Genomic DNA, 17,901 nt, shown 5'->3' on the forward strand with positions numbered 1-17,901 from the left:
TGCGGCGCTCCGCTCGAACAACTGCGGCGAGTCAGAGCACGAAGCATGGGCGCTCCGACGCCCATGCCACCCCGCAACCGCCCCGCCGCAGGCGCAGCCAGCAGGGGGTTGGGCACCCGAACATCCAACATCCGAATAGCCACACGGGCCTTTGCTTCGCTCGGCCTCACCTCGCGGGCGCAAGCGCCACGCGCTGCGCAAACTGGGCCGAGCGAAGCAATGGCCCGAATGGATGTCCGCTCCCCGGGTTCCCTTCAGGATGCGCCGAGGAGCACAGCGGCCAGCGGATCAGGGCTCGCGATTGTCTGAGCGCAACGCAGTGGAGCGAGTTCGAGCGAGACCCCGCTGGACGTGAGCACCGCAGGTTGCCCGCAGCGAAGCGAAGGGACGCAGCGTGTAGGGTCGCCTTCTCTTTGGTGACTTTCTCTTGGCGACGCAAGAGAAAGTTACTGCGCCGCCGGGCGCACACCCCGGCTCCCGCCCTGAAACCAGGCATGCGGCAAATCCAGCGCTCAAACCCTGGCTTCGACAGGCCCGGCCCGAACGGTCAGGGTGACGCCCCGGCTTCGACGAGCTCAGCCCGAACGGATCGTGCGGTGAAACGGTCGGGAGGCAGGCCCTTCACGCGCCCAATTTACCCAAGGCGCGCAACACATTCTCCGCAGTCGCCGGTGCCATCAACACCACGGGCTCCGTAGCGTCCCGCCCCTCACGTCCCGCAGCCACCGCATTGCGCAGCGCCTCGTACACACTGATCGCCAGCATGAACGGCGGCTCGCCCACCGCCTTGCTGCCTCCCACGTTGTCTTCCTGGTTGGCCTCGGGCCACAGTTCCACCTTGAAGTGTTGGGGGATGTCCCCCGTCGCCGGGATCTTGTAGGTGCTCGGCGCGTGCGTGGCCAGATACCCTTTGTCGTTCCACACCAGTTGCTCCGTGGTCAGCCAGCCCATGCCCTGCACAAAACCGCCTTCGATCTGCCCGATGTCGATGGCCGGGTTGATGCTGTGGCCCACGTCGTGCAGGATGTCCACGCGCGCCACGCGGCTTTCGCCGGTCAGCGTGTCGATGACCACCTCGGAACAGGCAGCGCCGTAGCTGAAGTAGTAGAACGGCCGGCCCGTGAGCGTGGCCTTGTCGTAGTGGATCTTTGGCGTGCGGTAAAAGCCATCGCTCCACAGCTGGATGCGGTTGGCGTACGCCTCCTTCACCACATCGTCGAACGGGCGCACCTTCTTGGGCGAGATCACCTGGCCGCCCTCGAAGCGGATGGCGCCCGCGCCGCAGCCATCGAGCCCGCACACGAACGAGGCCAGGTTGTCCCGCACATTGCGGGCTGCGAACTGCGCAGCGCGGCCATTCAGGTCGGTGCCGCTGCTGGCGGCGGTGGCGCTGGCGTTGGGCACCTTGCTGGTGTCGCTGGCCGTGACCAGCACGCGGTGCAGCGGCACACCCAGTTCGTCGGCCACGATCTGCGCCACCTTGGTGTGCAGGCCCTGGCCCATTTCGGTGCCGCCGTGGTTCACCTGCACGCTGCCGTCGGTGTACACATGTACCAGCGCGCCCGCCTGGTTGAACAGCGTGGCGGTGAAGCTGATGCCGAACTTGACGGGCGTGATGGCCAGGCCGCGCTTGAGCACCGGGCTTGTGGCGTTCCACGCAGCGATGGCGGCCTGGCGCTGGCGGTAGTTGGCATCGCGCTCCAGCTGGGGCATCAGCGCGTGGAGGATGTTGTCCTCCACCGTCATCTGGTAGTGCGTGACGTTGCGGCCGCTGCTGGCGTCCTGGCCATACAGATTGACCATCCGCACGTCCTGCGCATCGCGACCCAGCGCGCGGGCGATGTCGCCCAGGATGGCCTCGATCACGATCACGCCCTGCGGTCCGCCGAAGCCGCGAAACGCCGTGTGGCTCTGCGTATTCGTCTTGCAGCGGTAGGAGGCGATTTCCACATCGCTCAGGTAGTACGCGTTGTCGGCATGGAACACGGCCCGGTCGGCCACGGGGCCGGACAGGTCGGCGCTGAAACCGCAGTTGGCGGCCATCTGAAGCTTCAGGCCCGTGATGCGGCCGGTGTCGTCAAAACCCACGTCGTACTCGTACGCAAACGGGTGGCGCTTGCCGGTGACCATGAAGTCCTCGTCGCGGTCCAGCCGCAGCTTGATGGGGCGGCCCAGCTTGTTCGCGGCCACGGCGGCCCACACAGCCAGGTGCCCGGCCTGGGTCTCCTTGCCGCCAAAGCCGCCGCCCATGCGGCGGCATTCCACCTTGACCGCGTGGTTGTCGATGCCCAGCGCGTGCGCCACCCAGTGCTGCACCTCGCCGGGGTGCTGGGTGCTGGAGTAGATCCACCACTGCTTTTGCTCCAGCGGCAGCGCGTAGGCGATCTGGCCTTCCAGGTAGAAGTGCTCTTGCCCGCCCACCTCGAACGCGCCTTGCAGGCGTTGCGCCGATTGGGCAAGGCCCGTGGCGGCGTCACCCCGGCGCACGAACACGGGGGGCAGCACGTAGCTTTCGGCTTTCAGTGCCTCATGCACGGAAAGCACGGTGGGCAGTGGGGCGATGTCGAGCTTCACGGCACGCACCGCACGCCGCGCCTGCATCACCGAGTCAGCCACCACCAGGCCGATGACCTGGCCGATGTGCTGCACGGTGTCGACTGCAAAAACGGGCTCGTCGTGCGCAAAGGCGGCCAGCAGCTTGTCGCCGGGCACGTCCGCAGCCAGCACCACGCCGCGTACGCCGGGCAGGGCCAGGGCGGCGCTGGCATCCACGCCGTTCAAGGTGCCGTGGGCCACGGTGGAGAGGATGGGCGCTGCGTACAGCGTGCCCTTCACCTCCGGTAGGTCGTCGATGTAGTGGGCCGCGCCCGCGACCTGGGCGCGCGCGCTTTCATGGATGTGCGACTGGCCCATGGCGCGGGGACTGGCGGGTGCGCTGGTCTGCTGCGGGGCTTGGGGCTCGGCGGCGTGGGCGTCGGCGGTGGCAGCCACCGGGTCGTCCACGGCGTCGCGGCTCACCGGGAGGTCCGTGGGGAGAGATTCGCGCTGGTTCATACCGCAGCCTCCAGTCGGAAGTTCTCCACGCTCACGGCCTCTTCGCCCTGGCTCTCCAGCCAGAAGCGCTGCAGCAGGCTGGCCAGCACCGTGCGGCGGTAGGTGCCGCTGGCGCGCATGTCAGAGATGGGGTTGAACTCGCCTTGCAGCGCTTGCGCAGCGCGGGCGATGGTGTCGGCATTCCAGGGCTGGCCGGTCAGCGCGGCTTCGGTTTGGCGCGCGCGGGCTGGTGTGGCAGCCACACCGCCCGCGCCGATGCTGGCGCGGCGCACCACGTCGGCTTCGATGTCCAGGTTGATGACAAGGCAGACGGCAGAAATATCGTCGTCGAAGCGCTTGGAAATCTTGTAGGCCCGAAGCACTTCCGTGACACCCGGCCTGGGCACCACGATGCGTGCCAGCAGTTCGTCGCGCGCCATCACGTTCTGCCGGTAGCCGGTGTACAGGTCTTCCAGCGCCATGGCGCGTTCGCCGCGCACGCTGGCCAGCACCACCTGGGCGCGCAGTGCAATCAAGAGCGGCATCGAGTCGCCAATGGGCGAGCCGTTGGCCACGTTGCCCCCCAGCGTGCCCGAGTTGCGCACGGGCAGGCCCGCAAAGCGCGTGGCAAAGCTGTGCAGCTGTGGCCACTGCGCGGTCAGTGCCGCAAAGGCGTCGGTCAGCGTGACGGCGGCGCCTATGGTGATGTGGTGTGCGTCCTGCTGGATCTGCCGCAGCTCTGCCGCGCGAGTCACATCCAGAATCTGCGCGTACTGTTTGTGCTGCTTGGTCACCCACAGGCCCACATCGGTGCAGCCTGCCACGACCTGCGCCGTAGGGTGCGCGGCGCGTGCGGCCAGCAGGTCGGGCAGCGTGGTGGGTGAAATATAAGAAGAATTGGCATCTGGCGCTTGATGGTCAAGCGCAAGCAGCTCTAATTTTTGTAGCAAAAGCGGCTCGTTCACCGCCATCGCTGGCAGGGCGGCCATCTGCTGTGCGGCGTCCAGGATGGGACGGTAGCCGGTGCAGCGGCACAGGTTGCCCGAGAGTTCTTCCTGCGCCAGCTCGCGGGTGATGGGTTGGCCATGGCACACATGGTTTTGGTACATGCCAAAGAGGCTCATCACGAAGCCGGGGGTACAAAAGCCGCATTGCGAGCCGTGGCACAGCACCATGGCTTCTTGTGCTGGATGGAGCGTGATGGTTTGACCAGGAGCCGTTGCGGCATCACCCACGGGCTGGATCAGCGGGTCTTCCGCCAGGTCCTCCACCGTCCACAGCGCCATGCCATCCACCGAATGCGCCAGGCGGATGCAGCTGTTCACCGCGCTGTAGTGCAGCTTGCCGTCCCGCGCCTCACCCAGCACGACGGTGCAGGCGCCGCAGTCGCCTTCGCCGCAGCCTTCCTTGGTGCCGGTGCAGCCCAGGTCTTCGCGCAGCACCTCCAGCAAGGTTCGGTCGGGTGGTACATTGCCCAGCGCCACGGGCTGGCCTCGGCGCAGGAATTGCAAGGGTCTTGTTGTCATGACAAACGCCACTTCGATCTTGGATGGAAAGGTTCAGCAGAGGGTAGAACGCAGTACCGTTACCGGCATATGCGCAAGCTTATGGCACCCATGCCCACACCGCTATGAGAGACCACGCCCTTTTCGACAAGATAGACCTCCATCTCATAAGGGTCTTGCACACCGTGCTCACAGAACGCAGCGTATCGAGGGCCGCCGTCCGCCTGGGCATGCACCAGCCGGCGGTGTCGGCTGCGCTCAAGCGGCTGCGCGACCTGGCGGGCGACCCGCTGCTCGTGCGCTCGGGCGCCAGCATGATGCCCACCGATGCTGCGCTGCGCATGGTGGAGCCTGCGGGCGCGATCCTGCGCTCGGCCGAGGCGCTGTTTTCAGACGCACGCGGGTTTGACCCGCGCACGGCCACCCGCACCTTCCGCGTGGCCGCCAGCGATTACCTCGACCCCCTTTTTCTACCCCAGCTCGTGGCCCGCATCAAGGTCGAAGCGCCCTTGTGCCCCATCGAGATCCTGCCCCTGTCGGCCGACACGCACTACCACGCGCACCTGGCGCAGGGTGAGGTCGATGTGGTGATCGGCAACTGGCCGCAGCCGCCGGACGACCTGCACATGGGCCGCCTGTTTGGCGACGATGTGGTGTGCCTGGTCGGCAAAGACCACCCCGCCGTGCGGCGCGGCTGGGACGTGGAAAGCTGGCTGGCCGCTGAACACATCGCGCCCACGCCCACCCACCCCGGCGCGCGCGGCGTGATCGACGCCCACCTGGACAGCCTGGGCATGCAGCGCCACATCACGGCGCGCTGTGCGCATTTCAGCCTCATCCCCAGCATCGTGGCATCGAGCTTGCTTGTGCTGACCACGGGCCGCCAGTACTGCGAGCGGTATGTGGACCAGCTGCCGCTGGCCATCCTGCCGTGCCCGGTGCCCTTCCCCCGGCTCATGTATTACCAGCTGTGGCATGCCCGCACGCACCACTCGGCGGCGGCCGCCTGGCTGCGAGATTGCGTGAAAACCGTGGCTGCTTCGCTACGAAAAGAATAGCTGCTTGAGCATGCTGAACAAGCGCCGTGAGGTATTTTCATTCTTATAACAAGTTGTAAAACTGAGAGACAATCCCCGCATGAGTTCTCCCCCCAATCCTTCAGCGCCTGGTGCGGCGCAGCCACGGCTGCAGCTGGTGGGCATCACCAAGCGCTACCCGGCCGTGGTGGCCAACAGCGGCGTGTCGCTCACGGTGCTGCCGGGTGAAATCCACGCCGTGCTGGGCGAAAACGGCGCGGGCAAGTCCACGCTGATGAAAATCATCTACGGCTCGGTCAAGCCCGATGAAGGCAGCGTGTTCTTCAACGGCCAGGCCGTGCAGGTGCGCAACCCGCAAGAAGCGCGGGCCCTGGGCATTGCCATGGTGTTCCAGCATTTCAGCCTGTTCGACACCCTGACGGTGGCCGAGAACGTGTGGCTGGGCCTGGACAAGAGCCTGACGCTGGCCGATGTCACGCAGCGCATCACTGCCAAGGCCGCCGAATACGGCCTTGACATCGACCCCCTGCGCCCTGTGCACACGCTGAGTGTGGGCGAGATGCAGCGGGTGGAAATCATCCGCGCGCTGCTCACCGCGCCTAAGGTGCTGATCCTGGACGAGCCCACTTCGGTGCTCACGCCCCAGGCGGTCGAAAAGCTTTTTGTGGTGCTGCGCAAGCTGGCCAGCGAGGGTTGCAGCATCCTCTACATCAGCCACAAGCTGCACGAGATCCGTGCGCTGTGCACCGCCTGCACCGTGCTGCGCGGCGGCAAGGTCACGGGCGTGTGCAACCCGGCGGAGGAATCCAATGCGTCCCTGTCGCGCCTGATGATTGGTGCCGAGCCGCCCGCGCTGGAGCACCGCGCAGTGCAGACCGGCGCCACCGTGCTGCGCGTCAAGGGCCTGTCGCTGCCGCGTGCCGACCAGTTCGGCGTGGACTTGATCGACCTGCAGTTCGAGGTGAAGGCGGGCGAAGTGGTGGGCATTGCCGGCGTGTCGGGCAATGGGCAAAAAGAGCTGCTGTATGCGCTGTCGGGGGAAGATCAGCGCGCCGAGCCTGCGAGCATCCAGGTCTCGGGCCAGAACGCAGGCCGCATGGGCCCCGGCCAGCGCCGTGCGCTGGGCCTGCACTTTGTGCCCGAAGAGCGTTTGGGCCGGGGCGCCGTGCCCACCATGGGGCTGGCGCACAACCTGCTGCTCACGCGCACCAACTCCGTCAGCGGCAGTGGCTGGATCAAGGTGGGCGCGCTGCAAAAGCATGCGGTGGACATCATTGCCCGCTTCAACGTCAAGGCGGGCGGCCCCAATGCAGCGGCCAAGTCGCTGTCGGGCGGCAACCTGCAGAAGTTCATCGTGGGGCGCGAGATTGACGCCAACCCGAAGCTGCTCATCGTCTCGCAACCCACCTGGGGTGTGGACGTGGGGGCTGCGGCGCAGATTCGCGGCTCCATCCTGGCGCTGCGTGATGCGGGCTGCGCCGTGCTGGTGGTGAGTGAGGAGCTGGACGAATTGTTTGAGATCTGTGACCGGCTGCACGTGGTGGCCAAGGGGCATTTGTCGCCTTCCGTGCCGCGCGCCGAGGCCACGGTAGAGCGCATTGGCGAATGGATGAGCGGGCTGTGGCATGCCGATGTCCAAGCGCACCTCGCACAACAGGCCAAGGCAGCGGAGGTGCAGCATGCTTAAGCTGGAACCGCGCCCCCAGGCTTCTGGCTGGTGGACCTATGGCTCGCCGCTGCTGGCGCTGGCCGTCACGGTGTTGATTGGTGTGGCCTTGTTCGTGGCGCTGGGCAAAGACCCGGTGCGCGGGCTGCAGGTCTTCTTCTGGGAGCCGATCAAGACGCCCTATGCCGTCGGTGAACTCATGGTCAAGGCCACGCCGCTGTTATTGATTGCGCTGGGGCTGGCCGTGTGTTTTCGCTCCAACGTGTGGAACATCGGTGCAGAGGGCCAGTTTGTCATCGGCGCCGTGGTGGCGGGCGGCGTGGCGCTGCTGGCCGACAAGACCACCGGGCCGTGGATCGTGCCCGCCATCCTGCTCGCCGGGGTGCTGGGCGGCATGGTGTGGGCGGGGCTCACGGCCCTGCTGCGCGACAAGTTCAACGCCAATGAAATCCTGGTGAGCCTGATGCTGGTCTATGTGGCCATGCTGGTGCTGGGCTATCTGGTCTATGGCCCGTGGAAGGACCCCATGGGCTACAACTTTCCGCAGACCAAGACGTTCGAGAAAGTCACGCAGATCCCGCGCCTGATGCAGGGCTCGCGCGTGTCCATCGGGCTGCTGCTGGCGCTGGCGGGGGCTGCGGCCTTGTGGGTGTTTCTGTTCCGCACACGGGCCGGTTTTGCCCAGCAGGTGGGCGGCCTGGCCCCGGCGGCGGCGCGGTATGCCGGGTTCTCGTCGCGCAAGGCGTTGTGGACGGCGCTGTTGATATCCGGTGGCGCGGCAGGGCTGGCAGGCGCGCTGGAAGTGGCGGGGCCGATTGGCCAGCTCACGCCGTACGTGCCCGCAGGCTACGGCTTTGCGGCCATCATCGTGGCGTTTGTGGGGCGGCTGCACCCGGTGGGCATGATTTTGTCGGCCATCCTCATGAGCATGTTCTACATCGGCGGCGAGCTGGCGCAGTCGCGCATGGGCCTGCCCAAGTCGCTCACGGGCGTGTTCCAGGGCCTGCTGCTGTTCACGCTGCTGGCCTGTGACACCTTGATCGCCTACCGCATCCGCTGGGTGGCCGCGAAGGGAGGCAAGTAATGGAATCCTATGCACTCCTGATCGGCGCCACGCTGAGCGCGGGCACCGTTCTGGCCATCGCGGCCTTGGGTCTGCTCATCAATGAAAAGGCCGGCATCGTCAACCTGGGGGCCGAGGGCATGATGCTCTGCGCCGCCATTGCAGGGTTTGCCACCGTGGTGCACACGGGCAACACCTGGCTGGGGTTTGCGGCGGGCATGGCCGCTGGCGCGCTGCTGGCGGCCATCTTTGGTGTGCTGGTGATCTGGCTCAATACCAACCAGTACGCCACGGGGCTGGCGCTCAGCCTGTTCGGCGTGGGTTTTTCGGCCTTTGCGGGCATCAGCTACGTTCAGGCCAAGCTGCCAGAGCTGCCCAAATACGTGATCCCGGTGCTGGGCGATGTGCCACTGCTCGGCCCCGCGCTGTTCCGGCAGCACCCGTTGGTGTACATCACCATGCTGCTGGTGGCAGGGATGATCTGGTTTTTGTACCGCACGCGCGCCGGGCTGGTGCTGCGCTCGGTGGGCGAGTCGCCCGAGTCGGCCCATGCACTGGGCTACCCCGTGCGCCGTATTCGCTTGGCCGCCGTGGTGGCCGGGGGCTCGCTGTGCGGGCTGGCCGGGGCGTACATCTCTACTGTTTACACCCCGCTGTGGGTGGAGGGCATGGTGGCCGGACGCGGCTGGATCGCGCTGGCCCTCACCACCTTTGCCACCTGGCGCCCGGCACGGGTGTTGCTTGGTGCTTATCTTTTTGGCGGCGTGACCATGCTGCAGTTCCACTTGCAGGCCACGGGCGTGCAGGTGGCCAGCCAGTTGCTGAGCATGTTGCCGTATGTGGCGACCATCGTGGTGCTGGCGCTGATCTCGCGCAATCCGGCGTGGATCCGCATCAACATGCCGGCATCGCTCGGCAAGCCGTTTTATCCGGGTTCGTGAACAAGCACTGGTCCCAAGAATTGCTGGTTACCCGGTGGTAGATCGCCCCATAATTAGTGTTTTCGTCCCTCAACCTTTGCAAGTCTTACTTCTTCAATAAGGAAACCGACATGACTGATCTGCAGAAACGCTCCATGCTCAAGGTGGCAGCGCTCTCCGCCGTGGCCGCTGCTGCCCTCGTGGGCTGTGGCAAGAAGGAAGAACCGGCACCGGCCCCCGCGCCCGCACCGGCTCCCGTGGCAGAAGCACCGGCGCCCAAGCCCGAGCCTCTGAAGATCGCGTTTGCCTACGTCGGCCCGGTGGGCGATGGTGGCTGGTCGTTCGCTCACGACAACGGCCGCAAGGCCATCGAGAAGGAATTTGGCGACAAGGTCGTGACGAGCTTTGTGGAAAGCGTGCCCGAGTCCGCCGACGCCGAGCGCGTGCTGCGTGACCTGGCCGGCCAGGGCAACAAGCTGATCTTCGGCACGACCTTCGGCTACATGGAGTCCATGCTCAAGGTCGCGGAAGACAACAAGGGCGTGAAGTTCGAGCATGCCACCGGCTACAAGACGGCCGAAAACATGCGCACCTACGACAGCCGCACCTACGAAGGCGCGTACATGGCGGGCATCATTGCCGGTGCCATGACCAAGTCCAACACGCTGGGCGTGGTGGGCTCGGTGCCGATTCCTGAAGTGATCCGCAACATCAACAGCTTCACGCTGGGTGCGCAGTCGGTCAACCCCAAGATCAAGACCAAGGTGGTCTGGGTGAACGAATGGTTCAGCCCACCCAAGGAAACCGAAGCCGCCACCAGCCTGATCAACGGTGGCGCGGACGTGTTGTTCCAGAACACCGATTCGCCTGCTGTGCTCAAGACCGCACAAGAGAAGGGCAAGCGCGCCTTCGGTTGGGACAGCGACATGACCGCCTACGGTCCCAAGGCCCACCTGGCTTCGGCCGTCATCAACTGGGGCCCTTACTACATCAAAGCCACCAAGGACGCGCTGGAAGGCCAGTGGGCCACGGGCCAGAGCTGGTGGGGCGTGAAGGAAGGCGCCATCGACATCGTCTCCATCGCCGAAGACGTGCCTGCCGACACCAAGGCCAAGGTCGAAGCCGTGAAGAAGGGCCTGGCCGACGGGTCGTTCCAGATCTGGAAGGGCCCGATCGTGGGTCAGGACGGCAAGGAAGTGCTGGCCAAAGACACGGTGGCCGATGACAAGTTTCTGGGCGGTGTGAACTTCTACGTCAAGGGCGTGGAAGGCAAGATCCCCGGCGGCGAGAAGAAGTAAGCACTTCTGACCCGTCATCAGGCAGCCTCTTGGGGCTGCCAGTTCAAAAGGGCTACCTTCCTGGGTGGCCCTTTTTCATTGTTGAGTGCTTTTTTTGGAGCAGGGACGATGGTCGAATCGACGTTGTGGCACCCCGTGGCACTGGCGGGTGATGTGGCGAACACCCCACTGGCCGTGCAGTTGCTGGACCAGCCGCTGGTGCTGTGGCGTGATGGCCTGGGTGGGGTGCAGGCCTTGGCCGATCGGTGTCCGCACCGGGGTGCGCGCTTGTCGCTGGGCCGGGTGACGGTGCAGGGGCGGCTGGAGTGCCCGTACCACGGCTGGCAGTTCGAGGGCTCGGGCCAGTGCACGCATGTGCCCGCACTGCCTGCGTTTGTGCCGCCCACCACGCACTGCGCCCGGCACCATGAGGCCTGCGAGGCCCATGGCCTGGTGTGGGTGCGCATTGCGCCGGGCAGTGCAGCGCTGCCCCCATTCGCCGCCGAAGGGGACTTGCGCTTGCGCAAGCTCAACTGCGGGCCTTACGACGTGGCGGCCAGTGCGCCGCGCATCATCGAGAATTTTCTCGATATGTCGCACTTTGGTTTTGTGCACGAAGGCTGGCTGGGCAGCCGCGACGTCCCTGCCATTGATGACTACCGCGTTGAGGCCACACCCACTGGCTTGCTGGCCACCGGCTGCAAGGCCTGGCAACCCCAGTCCAACCTGCACTCCACCGCCCCGGCCCAGGTGGAGTACACCTACGAAGTCACGGCACCCTACGCGGCCGTGCTGACCAAGGTGCCCGAGGCGGGCACCACGGCCGTGAATGGCTGGCAGGAGTCCATTGCGCTGTTCATCTGCCCGATCACCCCGGTGCGCAGCCGCGTGTGGTTTCGCTTGGCCGTGGCAGATTTCGATTCGCCCGATGAGAAGCTGCAGGCCTTTCAGCACACTATCTTCACGCAAGACCAGCCCGTGCTGGAGTCGCAGACGCCACAGTGTCTGCCGCTGGACCTGCGGGCGGAGTTGCATACCGCCGCCGACAAGGCATCATCTGCCTACCGCCGCTTCTTGCGCCAGAGCGGCATCACCTTTGGAGTCTGCTGATGTTTAAAGTGCCCCCCATTTCCGCCGAGCGCCTGCCCACGCTGCTGCGCGCCATGCCCAAGGCCGAGCTGCATATCCATATCGAGGGCTCCCTGGAGCCTGAGCTGATCTTTGCACTGGCGCAGCGCAACGAATTGACCTTGCCCTATGCCAGTGTGGAGGCACTGCGCAGCGCCTATGCGTTCACCAATCTGCAAAGTTTTCTGGACATCTACTACGCGGGTGCCAGCGTGCTGCTGCACGAGCAGGACTTTTATGACATGGCGCGCGCCTACCTGGGGCGAGCAGCGCGCGACAACGTGCTGCACGCCGAAATCTTCTTCGACCCGCAAACCCACACCGCACGCGGCGTTGCCATGGAGACGGTCATCAACGGCCTGTACCGGGCCTGTGAAGATGCACGCAGGGAGCTGGGCATCAGTGCCACGCTCATCCTGTGTTTCCTGCGGCACCTCAGTGAGGAGTCCGCCTTCGAGACCCTGGAGCAGGCGATGCCCCTGCTCGACAAGATCGTTGGCGTAGGGCTGGATTCCAGCGAACTGGGCCACCCGCCCGAAAAGTTTGCCCGCGTGTTCGCCCGCTGCCGCGAACTGGGCCTGCACCTGGTGGCCCATGCTGGCGAGGAGGGCCCCCCTGCCTACATCTGGAGTGCGCTCGATGTGCTCAAGGTCGAGCGCATCGACCACGGGGTGCAGGCGGTGCACGACGCGGCCCTGATGCAGCGCCTGGCGCAGGACCGTATTGCGCTCACGGTGTGCCCCCTGTCCAACCAGAAGCTGTGCGTGTTTCCCAACCTGGCGGACCACAACCTGGGCAAGCTGCTCGACGCCGGGCTGGCCGCCACGGTCAACTCGGATGATCCCGCTTACTTTGGCGGCTACATGAACCAGAACTTCACCCAGGTTTTTGCCGCCACGGGCCTCACGGCGAAACACGCCTACCAATTGGCGTTCAACAGCTTTGAGGCGAGTTTTGCCAGCAATGCCGACAAGCGTGTGTGGGAGCACAAGCTCAAGGAAACCTTTGAGCGGTGCGTGGAGCACGACTACTGAGCTTTGTGCGGCGGGCATAGCGCGGATTGCCAGTGCGAATCGATGGGTTGGTGCGCTGTCACCCGCGCGGCAGGGCGGCGGCGTGGGTAAACCCTTAAAATAGTAAGTATTCGTTCGAATTGCGTCCGGCCCAGGCCCACGGGGTGATCCACCACCATGGCCCTTATCCAGCGCTCCCTTGCGGAGTGCACGGGTGCCGTGTAGCCCCCTTTTTTGGAGCCTTCCATGTTTCTCAGTCAAATCTCCATTGGCAAGCGCCTGACCCTGGTGCTCGGCCTCATCCTGGCGCTGTTTTTTGCCAGCAGCGTGGTGGCCGTGGTCAAGCTCAGCCAGTTGGGCAAAGAGATCGACGCCATGGTCAACGACAACATCAAGACCGAGCGCGCTGGCTCGGACTGGCTGCGCCACACCACATCGGGCGTGCAGCGCGCGGCAGCCATTGCCAAGAGCAGTGATGCCAGCCTGATCCCCTACTTTGCGCCCGCCACGGCCGCGTCGATCCGCGATACCAACGAGCTGCAGAAATTCATCGAGTCCAAGATGGACACGCCGGAGAAGAAGCAGCATTTTGCCAAGGTGGGTGACCTGCGCAAGGACTACCTGGCGGCCCGCGAGGAAGTGAGCAAGTTCAAACAGGCAGGTGATGCCGAGAACGCCAACAAGGTCTTCACCGAGCGGTTTGAGCCCACCTCCCGCAGCTACCTGGCGGGCGTGCAGCAGATGGTGGATGGCCAGCGCGCTGAACTAGACGCTGCCGGCAAGCGAAGCGAGGAGCTGCGTGCCCAGACCACGCTGCTGCTGCAGATCTGCACCGGGGTGTCGCTGCTGCTGGGCGCCTTGCTGGCCTGGCTGCTGACCACCAGCATCACGCGCCCGCTGCGCAAGGCAGAGGCCATTGCAGAGACCATTGCCAACATGGACCTGACGGGTGCCCCCCAGGCGAGCTACGCCAATGACGAAACCGGCCACCTGCTGCGCGCCCTGGATGCCATGCGCAGCGCTCTGCACCGCTCGCTCCAGCAAGTGCGTGGCGTGGTGGACAGTATCTCCACCGCCAGCACCCAGATCGCCATCGGCAACCAGGACCTGAGCGCACGCACCGAGCAGACCGCCAGCAGCCTGCAAGAGACTGCCAGCTCGATGGAGGAGCTGACCAGCACCGTGCGCCAGAGCGCCGATTCGGCTGTGCAGGCCAACCAGCTGGCGGTGTCGGCCGCACAAGTGGCCCAGCGCGGCGGTGAAGTGGTGGCGCAGGTGGTGACCACCATGGACGAGATCAACACCAGCAGCAAGAAGATTGCCGACATCATCGGCACCATCGACGGCATCGCGTTCCAGACCAACATCCTGGCCCTCAACGCCGCGGTGGAAGCCGCCCGTGCAGGCGAGCAGGGCCGAGGCTTTGCCGTGGTGGCCAGCGAAGTGCGCTCACTGGCCCAGCGCTCGGCCCAGGCGGCCAAGGAAATCAAGACGCTGATCGGCGTGTCGGTGGAGAAGGTTGAGTCGGGTGCTGCCCTGGTGCAGAACGCCGGCACCACCATGGGCGAGATCGTGAGCTCGGTGCGCCGCGTGACCGACATCATTGGAGAGATCAGCGCAGCCGCGTCGGAGCAGAGCCAGGGCATTGGCCAGGTGAATGTGGCGGTAACCCAGCTGGACCAGATGACCCAGCAAAATGCTGCCCTGGTGGAAGAGTCCACCGCTGCGGCCGAAAGCCTGAAGGACCAGGCGTCGCGCCTGGCCGAGGTGGTGGGTGCCTTCCGCCTGGGCGCAGGCCCGCAGGCGCTGCGGCTGAACTGAGTTCCTATGGTGGGCTTTGCGCACTGCAGCAGAGCCTACCCTCCGGCTTCAATCCATACAGTTCCAACGTAGTTTCAGCGCAGTTTGATTCCCCTCGGCAGCACCGTCGTCCTGCGGTGCTGCCGTTCCATTTCATCAGGGCCATGTAGAGGAACACCATGTACAAAAACCTCGCTGCCACGCTCGTGGCCGCCTGTTTTTTCTCCCCCGCTTTTTCCCAGACCACGCCCGCCAAGGGGAGTCCGGCCGATCCGGTCAAAGCCGGTTTTGTCTATGTCTCGCCCATCACCGAGGCAGGCTGGACGCGCCAGCATGACGAAGGCCGCAAGGCCGTCGAGGCCGCGCTGGGCAATCAGGTGAAGACCACCTTTGTCGAGAACGTGGCCGAAGGCGCCGATGCCGAACGCGTGATCCGTGATCTGGCGGCCACGGGCCACCAGATCATCTTCACCCCCAGCTTTGGCTACATGGAGCCCACGCTCAAGGTGGCGCAGGACTATCCGCAGGTGAAGTTCGAGTCCATCACGGGCTACAAGACCACGCCCAATGTGGCCGCTGCCAACGCGCGCTACTACGAGGGGCGTTACCTCGCCGGTATTGCAGCGGGCCGCATGAGCAAGACAGGCGTGGCCGGTTTTGTGGCGGGCTTCCCCATCCCGGAGGTGCTGCAGGGCATCAATGCCTTCACGTTGGGCATGCGCTCGGTCAACCCGCAGGCCGCGGTGAAGGTGGTGTGGCTCAATGTGTGGTTCGACCCACCCAAGGAGCGTGATGCGGCCATGGCGCTGTTCAACCAGGACGTGGACGTCATTGCGTTCCACACCGGCTCCACCGCCGTGATGGCGGCTGCGCAAGAGCGCGGCAAGATGGCCGTGGCCTACCACTCCGACATGCGCAAGACCGGGCCTGACGCCCAGATCGTGGCCGTGACGCACCAGTGGGGCAGTTACTACACCGAGCGCGTGCGCGCCGTGCAGAACGGCACCTGGAAGAGTGCCAACCTGTGGGGCGGCGTGCGCGAGGGCATGATCCGCGTCGGCGACTTTGGCCCCCGGGTGCCAGCCGCCGTCCAGCAGGAGGTGCTGAATGCCCAAAAGGCCGTGGGCGCGGGCAAGCTGCACCCCTTCCGTGCGGGCAAGGCACCGGTACGCGACAACGAAGGGCAGGAGCGCATTGCTGCGGGCCAAGCGCTGTCGGATGCGCAGATCCTGCAGATGAACTGGCTGGTGGAAGGTGTCGTGGGCAAGGTGTCCCGCTGATCCTGCAAGGCATATCGCCCGTCGTTATCACCTGTCGGCGCTCCCCCAACCCCATAGCCACTATGGGGTGCTGCATATACAAACGGCGCCCCCTGCCGCTAAGCTTGCCGCCATGCCTGTTTACCGTTCCGCCCTTTTGCGTTTTGCCGACGATGGCCACGCCCTCTATGACGAAGATGGCCTGCTGGCCATTGGCCCGGATGCCCAGGGCCGCCAGCGGGTGCTGGCAGCCGGTGCCTGGCAGGCGCTGTCGCCGCAGTATGCCCACGAGCCCGTCACGCACCTGCCGGGTCGCATCCTGGCCCCTGGGTTTGTGGACATGCACATCCACTTTCCGCAGACCGACGTGATTGGCTCGCCCGCGGATGGTCTGCTGCCCTGGCTGGAGAACTACACCTTTCCCCATGAATCGCGCTTTGTCGCATCCGGCTACAGCGCGCAGGTGGCAGAGTTCTTTGTGGCCGAGCTGCTGCGCCATGGCGTGACCACGGCGCTGGCTTTTGCCACCTCGCACCCCGCCTCAGTGGATGCCTTGTTCACCGAGGGGCAACGCCAGCACATGCGCTTGATCACCGGCAAGGTGCTGCAGGACCGCCACTCGCCCGATGGAGTGCGCGACGATACTGAACAAAGCCTCATCGACACCGAGGCGCTGATCCAGCGCTGGCACGGCGTGGACCGCCTGGGCTATGCCATCACCCCGCGTTTTGCGCCCACCAGTACCCATGAACAACTGCGCGGCGCGGGCGAGCTGGCTGCGCGCTACCCCGATGTGTGGATTCAGTCCCACGTGGCCGAGAACCGCGACGAGATTCGCTGGGCGCGCGAGCTGTTCCCCGCCGCACGCAGCTACCTGGGCGTGTACGACGACTTTGGCCTCATGCGCGAACGCGCGGTGTACGCGCACTGCATCCACTTTGACGATGACGACCGCGCGCTGATGCGCGACACCGGTGCGGTGGCGGCGGTCAGCCCCACCAGCAATCTCTTTCTGGGCAGTGGCTTTTTTGACTACGCCAGCGCCGACCGCGTGGGCTTTGGCTACGGCCTGGCCAGCGATGTGGGCGGGGGTACTAGCTTTAGCCCGTTCCACACCATGCTGGCGGCGTATTACGTGGGGCGTGAGGGCCAGACCAAGCAGGGTCTGAGCCTGTCGCCGCAGCAGCTGTGGTGGCAACACACGGCCGGGGCGGCCAAGGCGCTGGGTCTGGTGGGTGTGGTGGGCAATTTGCAGCCGGGCTGCGAGGCCGACTTTGTGGTGCTCAACCCTCGGGCTACGCCTCTGCTGGAGCGCAAGACCTGCCAGGCGCGCAGCCTGGACGAGCTTTTGTTTGCGCTGATCGTGCTGGGCGATGACCGTGTGGTGGAGCAAACGGTGATTTCTCAAGCAAAATACGGCCCCAGCGCTTGATCATCAAGCGCTAATAGCTACATATTTAATAGCGCCCGGCTGTTTGCCGACGGCCAGGGCCACAGCGCAGGAAATTCAGCCATGAGCATCAAGAGCGACAAGTGGATCCGCCGCATGGCGGCCGAGCACGGAATGATCGAACCCTTCGAGCCGGGCCAGGTGCGCGAGGTGGAGGGCCGCAAGATCATCAGCTACGGCACCAGCAGCTACGGCTACGACATCCGCTGCGCACCCGAATTCAAGGTGTTCACCAACATCCACAGCACGGTGGTGGACCCGAAGAATTTCGACGAGAAGAGCTTTGTGGATTTCGAGGGTGACAGCTGCATTATCCCGCCCAACAGTTTTGCGCTGGCGCGCACGATGGAGTACTTCCGCATTCCACGCAACGTGCTCACCATCTGCCTGGGCAAAAGCACCTATGCACGCTGCGGCATCATCGTCAACGTGACCCCGTTCGAGCCCGAGTGGGAAGGCTATGTGACGCTGGAGTTCTCCAACACCACGCCGCTGCCGGCCCGCATCTACGCAGGCGAGGGCTGCGCGCAGGTGCTGTTCTTCGAGAGCGACAAGGACGATGTGTGTGAGGTCAGCTACCGTGACCGGGGCGGCAAGTACCAGGGGCAGGTCGGCGTGACACTGCCCAAGGCCTGACCTCCCGCCCGCCGGACCTTCGGCATGCGCTGGAACGTGTTCGCAGGGGCTGCGTCCTACAGCGCCAGTGCCCATTGGCTGAAATGCAAGCGCAGGTAAGGTTCTTAGCATGGT

Annotated in this window: 13 protein-coding genes; 11 read left to right on the forward strand and 2 right to left on the reverse strand. The window is 65.2% G+C overall.

Annotated features, from left to right (window positions below; genetic code table 11):
- Window positions 1-621 precede the first annotated feature (621 nt).
- Together xdhB and xdhA are read right to left on the reverse strand one after the other, a co-directional pair.
- On the reverse strand, window positions 622-3,054 hold the full coding sequence (xdhB, locus tag C8C94_RS24515; protein WP_121422574.1) for a xanthine dehydrogenase molybdopterin binding subunit: 2,433 nt from the start codon (window positions 3,052-3,054) through the stop codon (window positions 622-624).
- Window positions 3,051-4,559, reverse strand: a complete 1,509-nt coding sequence (gene xdhA, locus C8C94_RS24520; protein WP_121422575.1) for a xanthine dehydrogenase small subunit — start codon at window positions 4,557-4,559, stop codon at window positions 3,051-3,053. The genes xdhB and xdhA overlap by 4 nt, the downstream gene beginning before the upstream one ends.
- 104 nt (window positions 4,560-4,663) lie before the next feature.
- Between xdhA and C8C94_RS24525 the strand changes: the two genes are divergently transcribed.
- The 11 genes from C8C94_RS24525 to dcd all read left to right on the forward strand — a co-directional run bounded on the left by C8C94_RS24525 (window position 4,664) and on the right by dcd (window position 17,787).
- Complete coding sequence (locus tag C8C94_RS24525; protein WP_121422576.1) at window positions 4,664-5,596, forward strand: LysR family transcriptional regulator; 933 nt, start codon at window positions 4,664-4,666, stop codon at window positions 5,594-5,596.
- A gap of 79 nt (window positions 5,597-5,675) precedes the next feature.
- On the forward strand, window positions 5,676-7,262 hold the full coding sequence (locus tag C8C94_RS24530) for an ABC transporter ATP-binding protein (RefSeq protein WP_121422577.1): 1,587 nt from the start codon (window positions 5,676-5,678) through the stop codon (window positions 7,260-7,262).
- The gene (locus C8C94_RS24535) at window positions 7,255-8,325 is read left to right on the forward strand and encodes an ABC transporter permease (RefSeq protein WP_121422578.1); all 1,071 of its coding nucleotides are present in this window, start codon (window positions 7,255-7,257) and stop codon (window positions 8,323-8,325) included. Before C8C94_RS24530 ends, C8C94_RS24535 begins: the two co-directional genes overlap by 8 nt.
- Window positions 8,325-9,245, forward strand: coding sequence for an ABC transporter permease (locus tag C8C94_RS24540; RefSeq protein WP_121422579.1), 921 nt, complete (start codon window positions 8,325-8,327; stop codon window positions 9,243-9,245). The genes C8C94_RS24535 and C8C94_RS24540 overlap by 1 nt, the downstream gene beginning before the upstream one ends.
- 110 nt (window positions 9,246-9,355) lie before the next feature.
- Entirely contained in the window at window positions 9,356-10,522 is a 1,167-nt protein-coding gene (locus C8C94_RS24545; RefSeq protein WP_055401936.1) for a BMP family ABC transporter substrate-binding protein, read from the forward strand.
- Window positions 10,523-10,630: 108 nt separating this feature from the next.
- Window positions 10,631-11,611, forward strand: a complete 981-nt coding sequence (locus C8C94_RS24550) for an aromatic ring-hydroxylating dioxygenase subunit alpha (RefSeq protein ID WP_121422580.1) — start codon at window positions 10,631-10,633, stop codon at window positions 11,609-11,611.
- Entirely contained in the window at window positions 11,611-12,663 is a 1,053-nt protein-coding gene (locus tag C8C94_RS24555; protein WP_121422581.1) for an adenosine deaminase, read from the forward strand. The genes C8C94_RS24550 and C8C94_RS24555 overlap by 1 nt, the downstream gene beginning before the upstream one ends.
- A 225-nt stretch (window positions 12,664-12,888) precedes the next feature.
- Window positions 12,889-14,463, forward strand: a complete 1,575-nt coding sequence (locus C8C94_RS24560; RefSeq protein WP_055401418.1) for a methyl-accepting chemotaxis protein — start codon at window positions 12,889-12,891, stop codon at window positions 14,461-14,463.
- A 158-nt stretch (window positions 14,464-14,621) separates the two neighbouring features.
- Window positions 14,622-15,722, forward strand: a complete 1,101-nt coding sequence (locus C8C94_RS24565) for a BMP family ABC transporter substrate-binding protein (protein WP_121422582.1) — start codon at window positions 14,622-14,624, stop codon at window positions 15,720-15,722.
- A 112-nt stretch (window positions 15,723-15,834) separates the two neighbouring features.
- The gene (guaD, locus tag C8C94_RS24570; protein ID WP_121422583.1) at window positions 15,835-17,133 is read left to right on the forward strand and encodes a guanine deaminase; all 1,299 of its coding nucleotides are present in this window, start codon (window positions 15,835-15,837) and stop codon (window positions 17,131-17,133) included.
- A gap of 81 nt (window positions 17,134-17,214) precedes the next feature.
- Window positions 17,215-17,787 (forward strand): dCTP deaminase, encoded by a 573-nt coding sequence (gene dcd / locus C8C94_RS24575; protein ID WP_055401412.1) that lies wholly within the window; start codon window positions 17,215-17,217, stop codon window positions 17,785-17,787.
- Window positions 17,788-17,901 lie beyond the last annotated feature (114 nt).

Source organism: Acidovorax sp. 94 (assembly GCF_003634645.1).
Lineage (GTDB): Bacteria > Pseudomonadota > Gammaproteobacteria > Burkholderiales > Burkholderiaceae_C > Acidovorax > Acidovorax facilis.

Excerpts from the sequence above, each read along its gene's own strand:
- C8C94_RS24540 (WP_121422579.1), top strand. The coding sequence starts at position 8,325 with ATGGAATCCTATGCACTCCTGATCGGCGCCACGCTGAGCGCGGGCACC.
- C8C94_RS24550 (WP_121422580.1), top strand. The coding sequence starts at position 10,631 with ATGGTCGAATCGACGTTGTGGCACCCCGTGGCACTGGCGGGTGATGTG.
- C8C94_RS24545 (WP_055401936.1), top strand. The coding sequence starts at position 9,356 with ATGACTGATCTGCAGAAACGCTCCATGCTCAAGGTGGCAGCGCTCTCC.
- xdhA (WP_121422575.1), bottom strand. The coding sequence starts at position 4,559 with ATGACAACAAGACCCTTGCAATTCCTGCGCCGAGGCCAGCCCGTGGCG.
- C8C94_RS24560 (WP_055401418.1), top strand. The coding sequence starts at position 12,889 with ATGTTTCTCAGTCAAATCTCCATTGGCAAGCGCCTGACCCTGGTGCTC.
- C8C94_RS24565 (WP_121422582.1), top strand. The coding sequence starts at position 14,622 with ATGTACAAAAACCTCGCTGCCACGCTCGTGGCCGCCTGTTTTTTCTCC.
- xdhB (WP_121422574.1), bottom strand. The coding sequence starts at position 3,054 with ATGAACCAGCGCGAATCTCTCCCCACGGACCTCCCGGTGAGCCGCGAC.
- dcd (WP_055401412.1), top strand. The coding sequence starts at position 17,215 with ATGAGCATCAAGAGCGACAAGTGGATCCGCCGCATGGCGGCCGAGCAC.
- C8C94_RS24535 (WP_121422578.1), top strand. The coding sequence starts at position 7,255 with ATGCTTAAGCTGGAACCGCGCCCCCAGGCTTCTGGCTGGTGGACCTAT.
- C8C94_RS24525 (WP_121422576.1), top strand. The coding sequence starts at position 4,664 with ATGAGAGACCACGCCCTTTTCGACAAGATAGACCTCCATCTCATAAGG.
- C8C94_RS24530 (WP_121422577.1), top strand. The coding sequence starts at position 5,676 with ATGAGTTCTCCCCCCAATCCTTCAGCGCCTGGTGCGGCGCAGCCACGG.
- guaD (WP_121422583.1), top strand. The coding sequence starts at position 15,835 with ATGCCTGTTTACCGTTCCGCCCTTTTGCGTTTTGCCGACGATGGCCAC.
- C8C94_RS24555 (WP_121422581.1), top strand. The coding sequence starts at position 11,611 with ATGTTTAAAGTGCCCCCCATTTCCGCCGAGCGCCTGCCCACGCTGCTG.